The organism is Rosistilla oblonga, assembly GCF_007751715.1.
GTDB lineage: Bacteria > Planctomycetota > Planctomycetia > Pirellulales > Pirellulaceae > Rosistilla > Rosistilla oblonga.
Map to the genome: position 1 here is coordinate 7,154,084 of NZ_CP036292.1, position 16,521 is coordinate 7,170,604.

The following is a 16,521-nucleotide window of genomic DNA, read 5'->3' on the forward strand; positions in this document are numbered from 1 at the left end:
TCCTCGTGTCTGTAACCGTCGCTGCCTCACAGCCTCGTTTGAGTTTGTGAGAATCGCGCGGCGGATTGATTCAAGTACCAACTAATACCTAGCTTAGCTCACGATTGGCGAGTGGCCGGAAAAAGGGAGGAAAGCTTGTCGCCGGTGCCACGATGTCGGCCATCCAGCCGTATAGAGACCGTGTTCTCGCTGCCTGTCTCGCATGATGTTGCATCGACACAGCGTTGTGTGTCGCAAAATGACAACGCCACGATCGGGTGGTTGCCTGCGCGCGAGCGGTCGCGGGCGCTCCGCGGTCTTGGATTGATCGATCGGCAGCGGTGCATCTGGGAGAAAATCTTCAGGAAACGGCTCCCGATCCTGTCCTCTGGAGGGCAAAATGCTAATAATGAAAATCGCTGCGACCAGCCACGTCCTCCGAGTCGAATGGGACGATCAAAGCCTCAGGTTTTCTGGAGTTCAACCGATGAAAAACGCTTTTTTGCACCGTCTGAACCTCGATCCGCATCGCTCGACTATCCGCTCCACAGCCGCCCTGAGAAAGGCATCGTCGAGTGGACGCGTCCTTTCCGGTGCGCTGTTGCTGTGCTTGGCCCCGCTGACGATCGCTCAGGAAATTGAAACTCCCCAAGTGATCCCAACCCCATCGGTCCAGCTGCCGCCGAAGCCTGTCGACTCGACCTTGCTGAACGATTTGCAGCCTGCCAAGAAGCCTCGGCTGGGGTTGGTCGTGGAGGATTTGACGCCTCAGTTGGCCAAACATCTGCGCACCGACCGAGGTGTCTACGTGGCGAGTGTCGAACAGGATGGCCCCGCGGATGTGGCGGGTGTCCGCTCGGGCGACGTCATCGTTCGCGTCGGCGAAACCGAGGTCGCGTCGATCACCGACTTGATGGCTGCGGTGGCCAAGATCGATGGCGAAACGATCTCGTTGACGCTCGAAGGCGAAAAGGGGCGTCGGACCGCGGAAGTAAAGCCGGTGATGGTCGCCGAAGAGCCGATCGAACTGATGGACTTGGACGAATTCGAGGACTCCGCACCGGGCGATCGCGATCCGCTGATCACCGGCGATCTGATCCGTCAATTGATGAATGAATTTGGCCAAAGTCTCGACGGGCGGACGCTCCGCGATCTCGGCGGGTTGGCTGATCAACTGCTGAACGATAACCTCGGCCAGAATGAACCATTGATGGACCGCCAGTTGAAGATCACGATCGATCGGCGTGGCGACGATCCCGCGGAGATCTTTGTCGAACTCGATGGTGAACAATATAAGACCGATGCCAAGCACCTCGACCAACTGCCGCAAGAGTTGCGGGCAACGATCGCGGAACTGGTCGGCGAACCGCGAACAGGCAAGAGCTTCCGTTTCGGCGGCATCCACATCGACCTCGATGGCCAACGACCGCGCAGCATCGATCCTCCGTCGTTGAAACAGCCGAAAGCTCCGCGAGGCTTCGAGCCACTAGACGAAGAAAACGCCGTGCCGTCGCAGATCGACCAGTTGCGCCGCGAACTTAACGAATTGCGACGCAAGCTCGATCGCATCCAACCCAACCCAAGTGATTTCGATTGAACGATTCTGCTCTACTAACGGAAACTCCCCACCTTCCGCCACTCTCCCTCGGTCCCGTCGAGATCGGTTTTCCGGTCGTCCAAGCGGCTCTCTCGGGATACAGCGACTGGCCGATGCGCGTGATCGCGCGTCGCGCCGGGGCATCGTACACGTTGTGCGAAGTCATGCTCGACCAGTTCTTATTAGCCGTTAAGCAACGCAATAAGACGCGGCACTTCCTGCACATCAGCGATGAAGAGCATCCGGTCGGCGGCCAGTTGATGGGAGCCGAACCGGAGCAGTTTGCCGCCGGAGCGCTGCGGTTGGTCGAAGCTGGCTTCGACGTGATCGATATCAACTTTGGGTGTCCCGTCAAGAAGGTGCTAGGTCGCTGCCGCGGCGGCTTTCATCTGTCGCAACCCGAGGTGGCGCTGGAGATCGTTCGCAGGACGCGCGATATCGTCCCCGACCCGATCCCCGTCACCGTCAAGATGCGGCGCGGTATCGACGACAGCGATCAGAGTCGCGATAACTTCTTCACGATCATCGATGGTGCGTTTGACGCCGGTGTCGCCGCGGTCACAGTGCACGGCCGGACGGTGGAGCAGCGTTATAAGGGCCCCAGTCGCTGGAGCTTCCTAAAAGAGGTTAAGCAGCACGTGGGCGATCGCACGATTCTCGGCAGCGGCGATCTGTTTACCGCGGACGATTGCCTGCGGATGATGCGTGAAACGGGGATCGACGGCGTCACGGTCGCTCGCGGTGCGATCGGTAATCCGTGGATCTTTGCTCAGGCAAGAGCCTTGGCGCAAGGGCTCGAACTGCCAGCGCCGCCAACCGTCCTGGAGCAGCGTGCGGTAATGGAATCGCATTACGACCTGATGCAGCAAATGTATGGCGATCGAGCGCCGATGCTGATGCGCAAGTTTGCAATAAAGTATTCCGCCAGCCACCCCGAATTCGACGCACTGAAAGTCGCCTTCTCGCGACTCAAGTCGGCTGAGGAATTTGTCGCGGTGCTCGATCAATATTATCAACAGGATCGACCCGGCCAATATCCTCCCTCGACCGTCCACGCGACGCAGCAGGAATGTTAAGCAGGTCGCTTGTGTTTTTTCGTTTAACCGCGAGCCCATCGGGCCGCGCGGCCCTGAAAAACGCGGGGCGATGCCCGCGCGGTTAAACTCAATACCGTTCAACGAAGCAGCCTCGGACTGTCGCAAGAATTAGCGGCGGTATGTAGTGGACGAGGTTACGAGTCCCTGCGATCTGGGCTGATGCATGCAAAAGGACTCGTAGCCTCGTCCACTACCGTTCGTTGAACGATATTGATTGCGGTTAAACTAGAAAACTCCATGCTTGCTGCTTCGTCTCACTCCGGCGACCGATCACTTCAACTCACCTCGCGACAGAAGGTTCCAGACGATGGATGTCTCCAGCTTAATCCTCGGCGCGTTGGTGCTGTTGGCCGCGATCTTGCTCCAGTGGCGGACCCCGCAGGGCGGCCCTGCCGGCGAGCCCGAGAGCGAACTCGATACGCGATACTACCGCGTTCGTACCCGCCGTCGCCGGATGGTCCATCTGCTGTTGGGGATCATCGGTTCGCTGAGCATCGCCGCGGGGGTGCTTGGCCAGGGGCGGGCGTTCTTTTTGATCTGGGCGGCGGTCCCTTTGGTCGTCTTTCTGATCGTGATCCTGGCGATGCTGGACGCCTATCAAACGCATCGCTATCTCGTGAAAAAGCTGCCTGAAATCCAAGCGGCCAGTTTTTCCGATATCGATCCCGAAAAGGGACTGCGTTGAGTTTGGCGAGCTTGCCGGTCAGGCGGTTTGCCTGCGCGGCGGTTTCATCGCGGCGAAGCGGTGAGGCTCTGTTGAGTGTTGGCTGAGCCTGATAGATTAGGCCGCTATGACAACACCGATGATGCGACAATACGAAGAGGCGAAACAGGCGTGCGGCGACGCGATGCTGCTGTTTCGCATGGGCGATTTCTACGAGCTGTTTGCCGAGGATGCCAAGCAGGCGGCCAAGGTCCTGGGGCTGACTTTGACCAGCCGCGACAAGGATTCGGCCAACCCCACGGCGATGGCTGGATTCCCCTACCACCAGCTGGATGCCTACCTGCGGAAACTGATCTCCGCCGGCTTCCGCGCCGCGGTCTGCGAACAGGTCGAAGACCCAAAAGAAGCCAAGGGCTTGGTCCGCCGCGAGGTCACCCGCGTCGTCTCCGCCGGGACCCTGACCGACGACCAACTGCTGGACCCACGCGAAGCGAACTACTTGGTCGCCGTCTACAAGCCGCCAGCGGAGTCGAAGCGGAAAGCTGCCGCCGGTGCTCCCGAAGTCGTCGGCATCGCCTGGGCCGAGCTCTCCAGCGGTCGCTTCGAAGCCGGCTTGTTCCCCGCCGAACGCTTGGAGGACGAACTGGCTCGCATCGGTCCAGCCGAAGTCTTGATCCGCGAAGACGACGTCCGCACCTCGTTGGATTCGACAGCCACCTGGTCGGTGACCGATCGCCCGGCCTGGACCTTCGCCTTCGATGAATCGATGCAGCTACTGTGTCGCCAGTTTGGCGTCCGCAGTCTCGAGGGCTTCGGCTTTAACGACGAACACCGCCCCGCGATCCAAGCCGCCGGTGCGGTGTTGGCCTATCTGTCGGAAACGCAACGAAGTGGACTGGACCACTTCGATTCCTTGATCGCTCACCACAACAGCCCCTCGGTCCAGATCGATGCCGCCACGCGCCGCAGCCTCGAGATCACGCGGACCTTGCGCTCCGGATCGCGAACCGGTTCGCTGTTGGATGTGATCGACCAAACTTTGACTCCGATGGGTGCCCGCCAATTGGGCGCCTGGATCGCGGCACCGCTGATCGACATCGAAGCGATCGGGCGGCGGCTCGACGCTGTCGAAGAGTTCCGGCAAGGGGAACCGCTTCGCGAAAACATCCGCTCCACCCTCAAAGGCGTCTACGATCTGGCGCGATTGCTGGGGCGGATCGCCACCGGGCGCACCAATCCTCGCGACCTGCAATACGTCGGCAAAACGCTCGCCATGCTGCCGCCGCTGAAAGCGAAATTGACAGGCCGCAAAAGTGAACTGCTGCAATCGCTCGAACAGAACCTGCACCTCTGCCCCGAGCTGCGGTCGCGTCTGGAAGCCGCCTTGGCCGACGATTGTCCGATGTCGACAAAAGATGGCGGCTTCATCCGCGAAGGCTTTGATCCCGATCTCGACGCGCTGCGGGAACTGGCCAAGGGAGGCAAGCGTTGGATCGCTACCTACCAAGCTGAACAGATGGAGAAGACCGGCATCCAGAACCTGAAGGTCGGGTTTAACAAGGTGTTTGGGTACTACTTGGAAGTCTCCAACGCCCACCGCGACAAGGTTCCCGAGACGTTCATCCGCAAGCAGACACTGAAAAATGCGGAGCGGTTTATCACACCGGAACTGAAGGAATACGAAGAGAAGGTGCTGGCCGCCGACGACCAGGCCCAGATCCGCGAATTGAATCTGTTCGACCAATTGCGAGCCGATGTGCATCAGCACTTGCAGATCTTGCAAGTTGTTTCGGCAGCGATCGCCGATCTCGACGTGCTGGCTTCGCTGGCCGAACTGGCGGCGAAGCGGAACTATGTTCGCCCCAAGTTGACCGACGAACCGGTGATGGATGTCGAAGAGGGGCGGCACCCGGTGTTGGACGCCACGTTGCCGCAGGGTGAATTTGTCCCCAACGATATCAAGTCGTCGCCCGAAGATGGCATGGTGCTGTTGATCACCGGACCGAACATGGCGGGTAAGAGTACGTACATCCGGCAGGTCGCGCTGCTGACGCTGATGGCTCAAGTCGGTTCGTTTGTGCCGGCCAAGTGTGCGACGATCGGTATCGCCGACCGGATCTTCGCTCGCGTTGGTGCCAGCGATGAACTCAGCCGCGGGCAGAGTACGTTTATGGTCGAGATGGTCGAAACGGCTCGGATTCTGAACACCGCCACGCCGCGCAGCCTGGTGATCCTCGACGAGATCGGCCGCGGCACCAGCACCTACGACGGCCTCTCCCTGGCCTGGGCGATCACCGAACACCTGCACGATCAGATCGGTTGCCGAACCCTTTTCGCCACCCACTATCACGAACTGACTCAGTTGTCCGATATGCTGCCCGGCGTCGAGAATCTGAACGTCTCGGTTCGCGAATGGGGCGATAAAGTTGTCTTCCTGCATCGCATCGTTCGCGGCGGTGCAGACAAGAGTTACGGAATTCACGTCGCCCGTTTGGCTGGCGTTCCGCAATCGGTGAACGAACGAGCCAAAGACGTTTTGGCTCAGTTGGAATCCGATCACCGCGACGCTTTTGATCGCCCGACGATCGCTCCGCCGGACGGCCGCAAGAGTGGCAGTGCGATGCAAATGACGCTGTTTGGTTACGTCGATCATCCGCTGGTCGATGAGCTTCGCAATCTGCAGATCGATGCGATGACACCGATCGATGCGCTGCAGATGCTGCAGCAGTGGCAGCAGAAAATTCGGGATGGCGAAGACACCCCCGAGCTCTCGCGCAGCAAGTAGAATGGCGGCTGGAGCGGTCTCGCCGGAGATCGTTCCCTCCCCCCCCCCCAAAAAAACTACCTGACTTGCGAGCCTCACCATGAATCTCCGCTCTCTCTCGACCCTCTGCATCGTTGTTGCAGCACTCGCCGCCGCGGATGCGGATCAACCCGAAGAATCGTTCCAGCGTCCCGTCCGTGTGATCTTCGATACCGACATCACCGGCGACGTCGACGACGTGCTGGCATTGGCGATGCTGCATACTTTGGCCGATCGAGGCGAATGCGTCATCGAAGCGGTCACGGTCTCGAAGATCAATCCGCTGGCAGCTCCCTTCGTCGACGCGGTCAATACGTTTTATGGTCGTCCCGACATTCCGATCGGCGCGACACGCGACGCTCAGAAGCGGGACAGCAAGTACCTGTCGTTGGTCGAGACACGCGATGGCGATCAATTTCGCTATCCCCACGATCTCCTCTCCAGCGACGACGCCCCGACCGCTGTCGAGGTCTTGCGGAAGACGTTGGCTGCCGCCGAAGACAGCTCGATCACCTTGGTCCAAGTTGGCCTCGCGTCGAATCTCGCCGATCTAATCGAATCGCCAGCCGACGCGATCAGTCCGCTGACGGGAACCGAATTGGTTCGCAAGAAGGTCCGTTTGGTGTCGTTGATGGCAGGCGCATTTGTGCCGGTCAACGGGAACAAACATTTTCTGGAAGCGAACGTCCGCAATGGGATCGGCGCGATGCAGCGGTTTGCCGACGGCTGGCCCCAGGACGTGCCGGCCGTCTGGAGCGGCTACCCGATCGGCGTCGCCACGGCGTTTCCGCGGGAGAGCATCGCGCGGGAGTTCGAATACCGCAAGCATCACATCGTTAAAGAAGCGTATCTGATGTACTGCGGTCCCAACCACGATCGCCCCAGCTGGGATTTGACCAGCGTCTTGTACGCCGTCCGTCCCGAGGACAACTTCTTCGGCCTATCGCCTCGCGGCCGCGTCGTCGTGGAAGACGACGGATTTACGCGATTTGAACCTTCGGAAAACGGCCGCGATCGCTACATGACCCTCTCGCCGAAACAGCGAATCCGCGTCATCGAAGCCCAACGTTGCCTAGTCAGCCAGCCCCCGCTGCGCTAGACGATTTAGAGCCGCTGCAAATCGCGATACCCAGGCCAGGGAACCGATCCCGGCAGGGATCATAGACGGTAGCCGGTGGTTTGAGCGCAGCGAACACCACCGGAACCGAACGGCGAAACATCCCACCGACCGCAACGCGGTCGCACCCGTCCCGAATAGGGGCCGAAGGCCAGCCATTGGGAGCGAGCCAAGAAAACCGCCGCCAACGGGACAGAACCGCACCCACAGACGCAAAAAAACACACAGCGAAGGAGCGCCGTGGGGACATCCCTTCGGCTTCCCACAGCCATTGAGGCACAAAAAAACCAGCGTTCCGGTCGACAAACGTCGCCAAAACACTGGTTATTTGCTAAGAAAAGTACCCCGTAGGGGAGTCGAACCCCTGTTACCGCCGTGAGAGGGCGGCGTCCTGGGCCACTAGACGAACGGGGCGTGGCACTTAGGCTGGGCTCTATCTTATCGATGTCGCAAAATCCTTCAAGTGCTGCTGGGCCCTTCGATTTGGTATGATCCCAAGGTCGGCTTCCCTTTTTTCCAGTTCTTCGCTTTATCGGGTAGTGTTTTGTCGCAGGATCGCGAATCGATGCAGGTGGATTGGCAGGGCCCCGACGCGGTTTTGCAGCTGTTGTCGCGGAGCGGATGGTTGCGTTCGATCCGCTGGGTGCCGGAAGTCGATTCGACCAATCGGCTCGCCAAATCGCTAGCCGATCAAGCCGACCGGCCGACGCCGATGCTGATCGTTGCCAAATCGCAAACCCAAGGTCGCGGCCGGTTGGGTCGCAGCTGGTTCTCCGATTCGGGGACGCTCACCTTTTCGCTGATGCTCGCCGCCCCGCAACTGGCCGTCGACCGCACCCGTTGGCCGCAATTAGCGCTAGTGGCCGGACTGGCCGTCTGCGACGTAGTCGGCGAAGTCGTCGAACCGGTCGCGGTGCAGCTGAAGTGGCCCAACGATGTCTATCTGGCTGGCGGCAAGGTGGCGGGCGTGTTGATCGAAACCGCAGGGCGCGACAACGACCACGTGGTGATCGGGATTGGATTGAACGTTGCAACCGACCTGAGCAAGGCACCGGCGGAGGTTCAACAGCGGGCGCGTTCGATCCGCGACTACGCCGATCATCCCGTCGAAACCTTTGCGGTCCTCCCGGAGATCATCGATCGGATCGCGGTGCGGATCGCAGATTGGCGAACCGATTCGGCAGCGATCGCCAACGACTTTTCCAAAGTCTGTCTGTTGCGCGGTCGCCGTGTCGCGATCGACACCGCGGGCCAAACGCTGGAGGGAGCCTGCTTGGGGATCGATGGCGACGGAGCGCTGCGGGTCCGCCGCGACGATAGCGAAGTGGTCGAGGTGCGATCGGGCGAAGTGGTGCGGTGGAGCGACGAGGTGGAGATGCATGATGGGTAAATCGATCTGGCCGGCGAGCGATCCGACAGGGGAGCTTTTGCAAGGTGCTCGCGATGGCAACTCGCAAGCCACAAACGACTTGTTCGACCGTCACCGGAGTGCGTTACGGCGGTTGGTCCAGATGCGATTGGATCGCCGTGTCCAGCAGCGAGTCGACGTCAGCGACGTCGTTCAGGATGTCTTGACCGAAGCGAGCACGCGACTGACCGACTACCTGGCGAACCCCTCGATGTCGTTCCATCTGTGGTTGCGACAGATCGCTTGGGATCACATGATCGACACCTACCGTCGGCATCGCGGCAGCGCCAAACGCAGCATGGATCGCGAGCAATCGATCGTGGGGCCAGTCGCCGACGATCGCTCGACGATGGAGATGATCGTCCAGCTGCAAGATCCGGAACTGACGCCGGCGGCGGCGGCGATCCAGTCGGAAATGACGAAGCGAGTCGAGGCGACGATCGACCAACTGGACGCCAACGATCGCGAGATCATCCTGATGCGTCACTTTGAATATCTGTCGAATCAAGAGGTCGCCGAGGTCTTGGGGCTGCAACCTGCCGCCGCCAGCATGCGTTACCTCCGCGCCGTCCGCCGACTGCGGGAACTCCTCGACAATCTCTAACTTGCGGTGTTGCAAGGCGGCGGAAAAACGAGGCCATTCGAAATGGTTTGCCTTGCCACATCAAGAGCGCGATCAATTCTCGAATTGGCAAGGCAGGTGCAATGCGCGACGCGGTCGAGTGCACATGCGATTTGGCTGTATCGCACAACACTAAGTTAAACGTGGTCTGCTTGCTTAACTGCACCTACCCGGATGAGATGGCTTCTTCGCGACACAATGCCGGACTAAGTTCGCGATTCTTTTCAACGGCCGAAGAGATCGAGCCGATCCTCGATTTAGGGCTGAGTCGAAATAGCTCACTTACCTTCTTCGAGGCAAAGTTGGAGCCATCATATCCATGTCGAAAAAGTCGACTTCTTGCAAGCGGTGCGGTTCTACCTCCAGCATCTACCGGAGCCGGAGTCGCGACTCCTGGAGTTCGCGTCTGTTGTTGTGCAAGTTCGCTCGTTGCCATCACTGCATGAAAGCGTTTGTCGTCCCCGTCTGGACTCCACTGCCAGAATCACCTCGCGCCTCCAACGCTACGGTCTCTCCGTCGCGCCAAGCAGCGTAGTCCGCGAGAACGATGCTCTTTCATCGCCGCGGGCTCTAAGGTCAAACCTCCGCCGAAACACCAGCGGTTTGCCGATCGGCTTCGGCATCGCGGCGGATGCCGCGGAGCATGCGAGGAAAGACAAACGCATGCAGCGGTAGGACCGCGTACCAGTAGGCCAGTCCGAGCAGGCCGCGCGGCCGAAAGCGAGCGGTCTGAATCAAGTTGGATGTGTTGTCGTCGATCGGTTCGACTCGGAACTCTAGCTCTGCTTCTCCCGGCAACTTCATCTCCGCGCGTAACCGCAACCACGTCGGTTGTTCATAGCCATTGACGCGCCAGAAATCGACAGCTTCTCCGTAGTTCAGTTGATCGGGATGGCGACGACCGCGGCGCAGTCCAGGCCCGCCGATCGCCTTGTCCATCAAACCGCGCAACCACCACAACCAATCGGCACCCCAATATCCACATTGCCCACCGATCCGGCTGAGCGATGCGAAGGTCGCGCCCGCGGCGGCGGAGACGGTTGTGGTTCGCTGGTCCTCAAAAACGGTTCCTCCCGACCACTCGGGATCGCCTGGCATCTCGCCCGCCGCCGACCACCAGGTCTCGATCTCGCCGGACCGCAACTTGCCAACCGCAGCATCGATCGCTTCGCGGACACTAAACAGCGGCCCCGGCATCAACGATTGTGCATCGTCGTCGCGACATACGGTTCGATTCCGCAATCCTTCGGCCAACGGTCTCGCGATCCGAGCGTTGACGGGAGTGACCAACGAGATCCAGGCGGAACTGAGCCTCGGGGTCAGGACGGGGACCGGCAGGATCACCCGCCGCGGCAACCCCAGCGATTCAGCCATGATCTGCATCAGTTGCTGATACGAATAGACATCCTGTCCGCCGATATCGATCACGCGTCCGGCGGTTTCGGGAACCTGCAAGCACTGCACCAGGTAGCGGAGGACATCGCGGATCGCAATCGGCTGCGTCTCCATCTTGACCCACTTGGGCGTGATCATGATCGGCAGCCGTTCGACGAGATACCGCAAGATCTCGAACGATGCCGAGCCCGAGCCGATGATCATCGCCGCCCGAAAGACAGTCGCCGGGACCTCACATTTCTGCAAGATCTCCGCCACCTCGCGGCGACTGTGCAGATGCTTGCTGAGGTCCGCTCCCATTTCACCAAGCCCGCCCAGATAGATAACCCGCTGGCAACCCGAGCCTTGAATCCCTTGAGTGAACTGGGTGGCGAGTTCGCGATCACGCTCGGCATATTCATTCCCGGCGCTGATCATCGAATGGACAAGATAATACGCCGCATCGGTTTGATCCGCCGCGCGACGCACCGTTTCGATCTCCTCCAGATCGCCGTGGATCACCTCCAACCGCTCGTGTTTGGACCAGGAGAATCGCCGTAGTTTCTCGGGGCTGCGGACCAGGCATCGAACCGAGTAGCCCGCGTTCAATAACTCCGGCACCAAGCGTCCGCCGACATAACCTGTCGCTCCACAGATCAGAACACGATGGTGTTTTTCGGTTGGCAAACGCAGACTCCAAAGTGTCGGCAGGAAGCTAGAGGCAAGTCGCGAACGTATTCACGCAAGCAAACTCCCCACCCATACTAGGCACTGTTTATTAAAGCAGTTTGAGCACTCGCCGCATGGCGGCGAGTTGAACGAAAGCAAGGTACGAACAGGCAAGTTTATCGTATCGCGTCGCCACTCGGCGAGATTCTTTTAGCCAGCCGATCAGTCGTTCGATGATATTGCGGCGGCGGTAAGCTTCGCGATCAAAATTCGCATCCCGTGATTCGTTAGCCTTCGATCCGATGACCGGTTTGATCTGGCGGTCGCGGATGAACTGGCGAATCGCGTTACTGCTGTATCCCTTGTCTCCTGCGATCACTTCAGGACGACTGTCGTAGCGATGAAGACTTAGTTCACAGCTTGCGATGAGATTCTCAAGTTCCGTCGACTCGTGGCGTTGACCGCCAGTCGCCGTGATTCCGAGCAACGTTCCCTCGCCATCGCATAGCACATGAATTTTCGTCGAGTATCCGCCTCGAGAACGTCCCAGAGCCACTAATTCATCGTTCTTTTCGCTCTGCGGAATCATACCCGAAGCGCTGCGGTGAGCCCGAATGACGCTACCGTCAACGCACCAAAGCGACCGGTCAATCTTCTCCAGTGCGTCCAGTCGCTTCAGTAGTGTTTGATAAATTCTGGCCCAGAGCCCTTCCTTGGTCCATCGTCGAAATCTGGCGTAGACCGTTTGCCATTTCCCCAGTTGCTCAGGTAGATCTCGCCAGGGGCTTCCAGTCTTCGTGATCCAGAGTATCCCATCTATTACCGTGCGATGGTTGCTCCACCGTCGTCCCGGCTTACCGGGGCGCTGCTTGGGCAGCAGATGACGGATTGCATTGAACTCCCGATCTGTGAGACGATGGCGTGGCATTTGGCTTCCTCCTTGGAGCACTTTGGTAGGTACTCCGGGAGGTTGCCGAATGCGTTTCTGTTTGACCAGATCAGTTTGTTAAACAGTGCCTAGCACGAAGCGCAAGTTTTGATGTTGCGCCGATGGATGCTTTGATCAGGCGAGGCACCGGTATTCCTGCGATAAAAGGTCAGTGTAGCGTTTCCTCAGTGTGCGGAGTCCGTGGTTGGTTTTTAGCCGTCGCAGGTGCCACTGGTGCTCGCGATAGCGAATGCCTAACAACAACGCCTCGCGGACGGTGTAGCTGCGAGCGTGCTTCCAGCATTTGCGCTGCCGATCGTCGATTCGGCGATCGGCCAGCTTGCGGCGACGAGTCCATTCCAGATAGCAGAACGTGATCAAGACGATCCCCATCCAGCTCTCGACCGCATCGAAATCTTTGAAGCTGTACTGGTTCATTCCCAGCGTGCTCTTGAGTTCTTTGAAGAACAACTCGATCTGCCAACGTAGACTGTACAGCTCACACACCTGCCGAGCCGACAAGTGCTTTGCATTGGTCATCAACAACTTCGTCCCTTCACGTTGAATCTTTTTGCCAATCGGCTTACTCGAGGAAAAGACGAGCATGACCATGCCCACATTGTGGACCTCGCTTCTCTCGCTGTGGACGTGATACGTCCGAGTTGACTTCGTCCCGTCGCGGCGGCGTGCCGTTCGATGGCAGGAGGCTCGTCGCTGAGCAGCGTAAGGCCCCGCACCGATCGAAAGACGAATGGTTTGGAAACGTGATGCAGGAAGTTGTTCGATTCGCAAACTCACACGAGGTCGCTTGCCGTGCTTCTTTGCAGAGAAGACGCGATTGGTGTTGACCGGAACGATCCAAAAATAGCCTCGCTCCCGGCAAGCCGCACGCACGCATTTGGCGTCAAATGCGGTGTCTCCGAGCACAATCAGTTCGGTGCCGGCGGGTACTTGCGCGTCGCAAATCAACTGCGCCGCAAGCTGCGCCTGCGTCCGATGTTTGATCTTGTGGGCCTTCGCATAAGGCTTGGTGTAGTACGGCAGCCACATCGGTACTCGCAGTCCATCGGGCGTCAGCAGCAATGCGAACACGAAACAGTGGCAACTCTTTCGTTGATACTTGTACTTTGTGTAGCGGCGATTCTTGGCCGGTCGTCGCTTGGAGTTACCGGTGCTGAAGGTGTTTTCGACGGTCTGGCCGGCAGTGGCGACGAGTGTTGAATCGAGCAGTAGGAGATAGCGGCCGTTCCAATCCTGATCACGGAGCATCTTCAGTGTGATCGCCGTGAGCAAATCGGCGATCGCCTGCCGGTACCGTTTAAGGAAGCGTCGGGGTTGTGCCCGATGTCGCGGTTTTCCCTCGATGGCGGAGGCAGCAGACATGCACGAGTTTCGACCGTGCCGCGTAAGAATAGCGATTAAGAATCGCAGCAGCATACTTCGAAAGTGAGCAGAAACCTGCGTGTTCGGCAGAAACGACTTGATTGCGGGGAGGGAATCTTCCATGATTGCCATCGGTGAGCTCCTGGGCTTTGTTTGTGTGGTAACTCACAAACTCAGGATGTCTCACCTCTTTCTGCAATACCAATTCTCGCTAGCAACCCCATCAACGGCGCAACATCAAAACTTGCGCTTCGTGCTAGGCACTGTTTAACAAACTGATCTGGTCAAACAGAAACGCATTCGGCAACCTCCCGGAGTACCTACCAAAGTGCTCCAAGGAGGAAGCCAAATGCCACGCCATCGTCTCACAGATCGGGAGTTCAATGCAATCCGTCATCTGCTGCCCAAGCAGCGCCCCGGTAAGCCGGGACGACGGTGGAGCAACCATCGCACGGTAATAGATGGGATACTCTGGATCACGAAGACTGGAAGCCCCTGGCGAGATCTACCTGAGCAACTGGGGAAATGGCAAACGGTCTACGCCAGATTTCGACGATGGACCAAGGAAGGGCTCTGGGCCAGAATTTATCAAACACTACTGAAGCGACTGGACGCACTGGAGAAGATTGACCGGTCGCTTTGGTGCGTTGACGGTAGCGTCATTCGGGCTCACCGCAGCGCTTCGGGTATGATTCCGCAGAGCGAAAAGAACGATGAATTAGTGGCTCTGGGACGTTCTCGAGGCGGATACTCGACGAAAATTCATGTGCTATGCGATGGCGAGGGAACGTTGCTCGGAATCACGGCGACTGGCGGTCAACGCCACGAGTCGACGGAACTTGAGAATCTCATCGCAAGCTGTGAACTAAGTCTTCATCGCTACGACAGTCGTCCTGAAGTGATCGCAGGAGACAAGGGATACAGCAGTAACGCGATTCGCCAGTTCATCCGCGACCGCCAGATCAAACCGGTCATCGGATCGAAGGCTAACGAATCACGGGATGCGAATTTTGATCGCGAAGCTTACCGCCGCCGCAATATCATCGAACGACTGATCGGCTGGCTAAAAGAATCTCGCCGAGTGGCGACGCGATACGATAAACTTGCCTGTTCGTACCTTGCTTTCGTTCAACTCGCCGCCATGCGGCGAGTGCTCAAACTGCTTTAATAAACAGTGCCTAGTATTGCGCTTCGTGCTAGCAATTTGTTCGCGCACGCACTTTCGCGGAGCGAAAGGCGACCTTCTACAACCGGGTGCCGCTGGCCACGAGGTATCCTTTAACCGGCTGGATCTCGATGCTGTGAAACAACACCGGCATCTGGTCGGTGTACCATTCTTCGTCTTTGCCGACCAAGACGACACGTCCGCCCGAGCGAAGCGCTTTGTGCGCGGTCGCCATGAACAACTCCGCGATCCGAAAATCGGCATAGTAGGGTGGATTGCCGAGGACCAAATCGAAGCTCCCCGGCGCGTCGATCTGCCCGGTGTCCGAAACGTTTGCCGTCACGTTGGTCAACTGATTCAATTCGGCTCCGGCCAACGTGCACTGCACCGCGCGAGAATTACTGTCGATGCAGTGGACCGTCACATCATCGGCGGCCGTAGCCGCGGCCAGCGAGACGGTTCCGGCACCACAGCCGAGATCCAAGACACGCATCCCCGCTTCGATCGGCATCGCGTCGATCAGATGTCGCGCTCCCGGATCGATCCGCCGATGCGAAAAGACGCTGGGGCGGGAGTAGACCTTCAACAACCGGCCGCGATCGCGGATCGCAAACTCACAGCCGTAGTTCTTCTGCTTCTTCAGTTCCGCCGTCTTCACGCAACCGTACACGATCGAATCGCCGCCGGAGATGGTCGTCAGCTTCACGCCCAGCTTGACGATCTGTTCGTGCACCCATTTGTCGTTCGGGTTGTCGACAGCGACCCACAACTGGCCACCGATCTTCAACGCATTGAAGAAGGATTGCAATTGATCGCGGACCAGTTCGGTCTCGCCGCGGCGGCCCAGCGGCAGGACCGCCAGATCGTACTGATGTTCGGGAGGATCGGGCTGGCAGACGATGTTCAGCGACGCCGGAGGCTCGGGATGGTGAGCCCGCGCATGGTTCGCTTGATACAGATCGATGTACCAACAATCGACGCGGTTGTATTGGTTCGACGCAGCCAACACGGCGGCTAATTGAGCGCGACCCAACGACGTAGTCAACACGTCTCCTGCGGCGGGCAGCAGATTGCCTTCGCTGAACTGTTGGATCAGAAACTGTTCCGCCGGCCGAGCGGGCAAAGCGTGAGGAGATGATTCGGAGAGCGGGCTGTCAGGCATTGGGTTCCGTGAGTGTTGGGTTACGCCGGGGACCAGGTGAGTTGCCGGCCGCCGAGCACGTGGAAGTGCAGATGCAGCACCTCCTGACCTCCCTCGGGGCCGCTGTTGGTGATCACGCGATAACCTTTCTCCAGCCCCAATTGCTCGGCGACTTGGCGGATCACGCCAAACAAGTGCCCGATCAACGCGTGATCTTCCGGCTCCAGATCGGCAACGCTGCGGATCACCTTCTTCGGGATCACCAACACGTGAACCGGAGCTTTGGGAGCAATATCGTGAAACGCCAGACAGAGATCATCTTCGAAGACGATCTTGGCGGGGATTTCCTTGCGGATGATCTTGGAGAAGATGGTTTCAGTCATCGGATGATTTGGTAAGCGATGGGACTCGGCGGCTCAGAAAAATACCAAGCCGGCGTGAAACAGCAGCCAGCAGGCGGAGCGGTCTCCGGCAACATCATTCTACCCAGCCCACTGCGATCCGTCACCGCGTCGTTCTGCGACCGGGACTTATTCAACTTGAACGACCAACCGCCACGCGCTAGCGGCTGATT

13 protein-coding genes and 1 tRNA gene are annotated in these 16,521 nt (G+C 58.8%); 8 read left to right on the plus strand and 6 right to left on the minus strand.

Annotated elements, in window-relative coordinates; translation table 11 throughout:
• Positions 1-466: 466 nt before the first annotated feature.
• The 5 genes from CA51_RS25225 (at position 467) to CA51_RS25245 (ending at position 7,239) form a co-directional block, all read left to right on the plus strand.
• Complete coding sequence (locus CA51_RS25225) at positions 467-1,576, plus strand: PDZ domain-containing protein (RefSeq protein WP_197451468.1); 1,110 nt, start codon at positions 467-469, stop codon at positions 1,574-1,576.
• A complete protein-coding gene (locus CA51_RS25230; protein ID WP_231745894.1) occupies positions 1,573-2,652 on the plus strand; it encodes a tRNA dihydrouridine synthase in 1,080 nt (359 codons plus the stop codon). The genes CA51_RS25225 and CA51_RS25230 overlap by 4 nt, the downstream gene beginning before the upstream one ends.
• Positions 2,653-2,914: 262 nt before the next feature.
• Entirely contained in the window at positions 2,915-3,358 is a 444-nt protein-coding gene (locus CA51_RS25235) for a hypothetical protein (RefSeq protein ID WP_145123868.1), read from the plus strand.
• A 106-nt stretch (positions 3,359-3,464) separates the two neighbouring features.
• Positions 3,465-6,122: a DNA mismatch repair protein MutS gene (gene mutS / locus CA51_RS25240; protein WP_145123869.1), complete on the plus strand. Its 2,658-nt coding sequence runs from the start codon at positions 3,465-3,467 to the stop codon at positions 6,120-6,122.
• Between the two features lie 79 nt (positions 6,123-6,201).
• Complete coding sequence (locus tag CA51_RS25245) at positions 6,202-7,239, plus strand: nucleoside hydrolase (RefSeq protein WP_145123870.1); 1,038 nt, start codon at positions 6,202-6,204, stop codon at positions 7,237-7,239.
• Positions 7,240-7,598: 359 nt separating this feature from the next.
• Here the strand turns inward: CA51_RS25245 and CA51_RS25250 are convergent.
• A tRNA-Glu gene (locus CA51_RS25250) sits at positions 7,599-7,671 on the minus strand.
• A 151-nt stretch (positions 7,672-7,822) separates the two neighbouring features.
• Here CA51_RS25250 and CA51_RS25255 point away from each other — a divergent pair.
• Both CA51_RS25255 and CA51_RS25260 read left to right on the plus strand, forming a co-directional pair.
• A complete protein-coding gene (locus tag CA51_RS25255; protein WP_145123871.1) occupies positions 7,823-8,647 on the plus strand; it encodes a biotin--[acetyl-CoA-carboxylase] ligase in 825 nt (274 codons plus the stop codon).
• Positions 8,640-9,269 (plus strand): sigma-70 family RNA polymerase sigma factor, encoded by a 630-nt coding sequence (locus tag CA51_RS25260; protein WP_145123872.1) that lies wholly within the window; start codon positions 8,640-8,642, stop codon positions 9,267-9,269. Before CA51_RS25255 ends, CA51_RS25260 begins: the two co-directional genes overlap by 8 nt.
• 594 nt (positions 9,270-9,863) lie before the next feature.
• Here CA51_RS25260 and CA51_RS25265 read toward each other — a convergent pair.
• The 3 genes from CA51_RS25265 to CA51_RS25275 form a co-directional block, all read right to left on the minus strand.
• Positions 9,864-11,348: an SDR family oxidoreductase gene (locus tag CA51_RS25265; RefSeq protein WP_231745895.1), complete on the minus strand. Its 1,485-nt coding sequence runs from the start codon at positions 11,346-11,348 to the stop codon at positions 9,864-9,866.
• A gap of 91 nt (positions 11,349-11,439) precedes the next feature.
• Complete coding sequence (locus tag CA51_RS25270; protein WP_145123000.1) at positions 11,440-12,258, minus strand: IS5 family transposase; 819 nt, start codon at positions 12,256-12,258, stop codon at positions 11,440-11,442.
• 135 nt (positions 12,259-12,393) lie between these two features.
• Positions 12,394-13,641 (minus strand): transposase, encoded by a 1,248-nt coding sequence (locus CA51_RS25275; protein ID WP_145123873.1) that lies wholly within the window; start codon positions 13,639-13,641, stop codon positions 12,394-12,396.
• A 349-nt stretch (positions 13,642-13,990) separates the two neighbouring features.
• Here CA51_RS25275 and CA51_RS25280 point away from each other — a divergent pair, with 349 nt between their 5' ends.
• Positions 13,991-14,809 (plus strand): IS5 family transposase, encoded by an 819-nt coding sequence (locus CA51_RS25280; protein ID WP_145123000.1) that lies wholly within the window; start codon positions 13,991-13,993, stop codon positions 14,807-14,809.
• 76 nt (positions 14,810-14,885) lie between these two features.
• On the opposite strand, the gene CA51_RS25285 is transcribed toward CA51_RS25280, so the two are convergent.
• Both CA51_RS25285 and CA51_RS25290 read right to left on the minus strand, forming a co-directional pair.
• Positions 14,886-15,968 carry a class I SAM-dependent methyltransferase gene (locus tag CA51_RS25285; RefSeq protein ID WP_145123874.1) on the minus strand — a complete coding sequence of 361 codons (1,083 nt, stop codon included), beginning with the start codon at positions 15,966-15,968 and terminating at the stop codon, positions 14,886-14,888.
• A 20-nt stretch (positions 15,969-15,988) separates the two neighbouring features.
• On the minus strand, positions 15,989-16,330 hold the full coding sequence (locus tag CA51_RS25290) for a histidine triad nucleotide-binding protein (protein ID WP_145123875.1): 342 nt from the start codon (positions 16,328-16,330) through the stop codon (positions 15,989-15,991).
• Positions 16,331-16,521 lie beyond the last annotated feature (191 nt).

Coding starts and splice junctions, on each gene's coding strand:
- CA51_RS25225 (WP_197451468.1), top strand. CDS start 467: ATGAAAAACGCTTTTTTGCACCGTCTGAACCTCGATCCGCATCGCTCG.
- mutS (WP_145123869.1), top strand. CDS start 3,465: ATGACAACACCGATGATGCGACAATACGAAGAGGCGAAACAGGCGTGC.
- CA51_RS25245 (WP_145123870.1), top strand. CDS start 6,202: ATGAATCTCCGCTCTCTCTCGACCCTCTGCATCGTTGTTGCAGCACTC.
- CA51_RS25255 (WP_145123871.1), top strand. CDS start 7,823: ATGCAGGTGGATTGGCAGGGCCCCGACGCGGTTTTGCAGCTGTTGTCG.
- CA51_RS25260 (WP_145123872.1), top strand. CDS start 8,640: ATGGGTAAATCGATCTGGCCGGCGAGCGATCCGACAGGGGAGCTTTTG.
- CA51_RS25270 (WP_145123000.1), bottom strand. CDS start 12,258: ATGCCACGCCATCGTCTCACAGATCGGGAGTTCAATGCAATCCGTCAT.
- CA51_RS25275 (WP_145123873.1), bottom strand. CDS start 13,641: ATGTCTGCTGCCTCCGCCATCGAGGGAAAACCGCGACATCGGGCACAA.
- CA51_RS25280 (WP_145123000.1), top strand. CDS start 13,991: ATGCCACGCCATCGTCTCACAGATCGGGAGTTCAATGCAATCCGTCAT.
- CA51_RS25285 (WP_145123874.1), bottom strand. CDS start 15,968: ATGCCTGACAGCCCGCTCTCCGAATCATCTCCTCACGCTTTGCCCGCT.
- CA51_RS25290 (WP_145123875.1), bottom strand. CDS start 16,330: ATGACTGAAACCATCTTCTCCAAGATCATCCGCAAGGAAATCCCCGCC.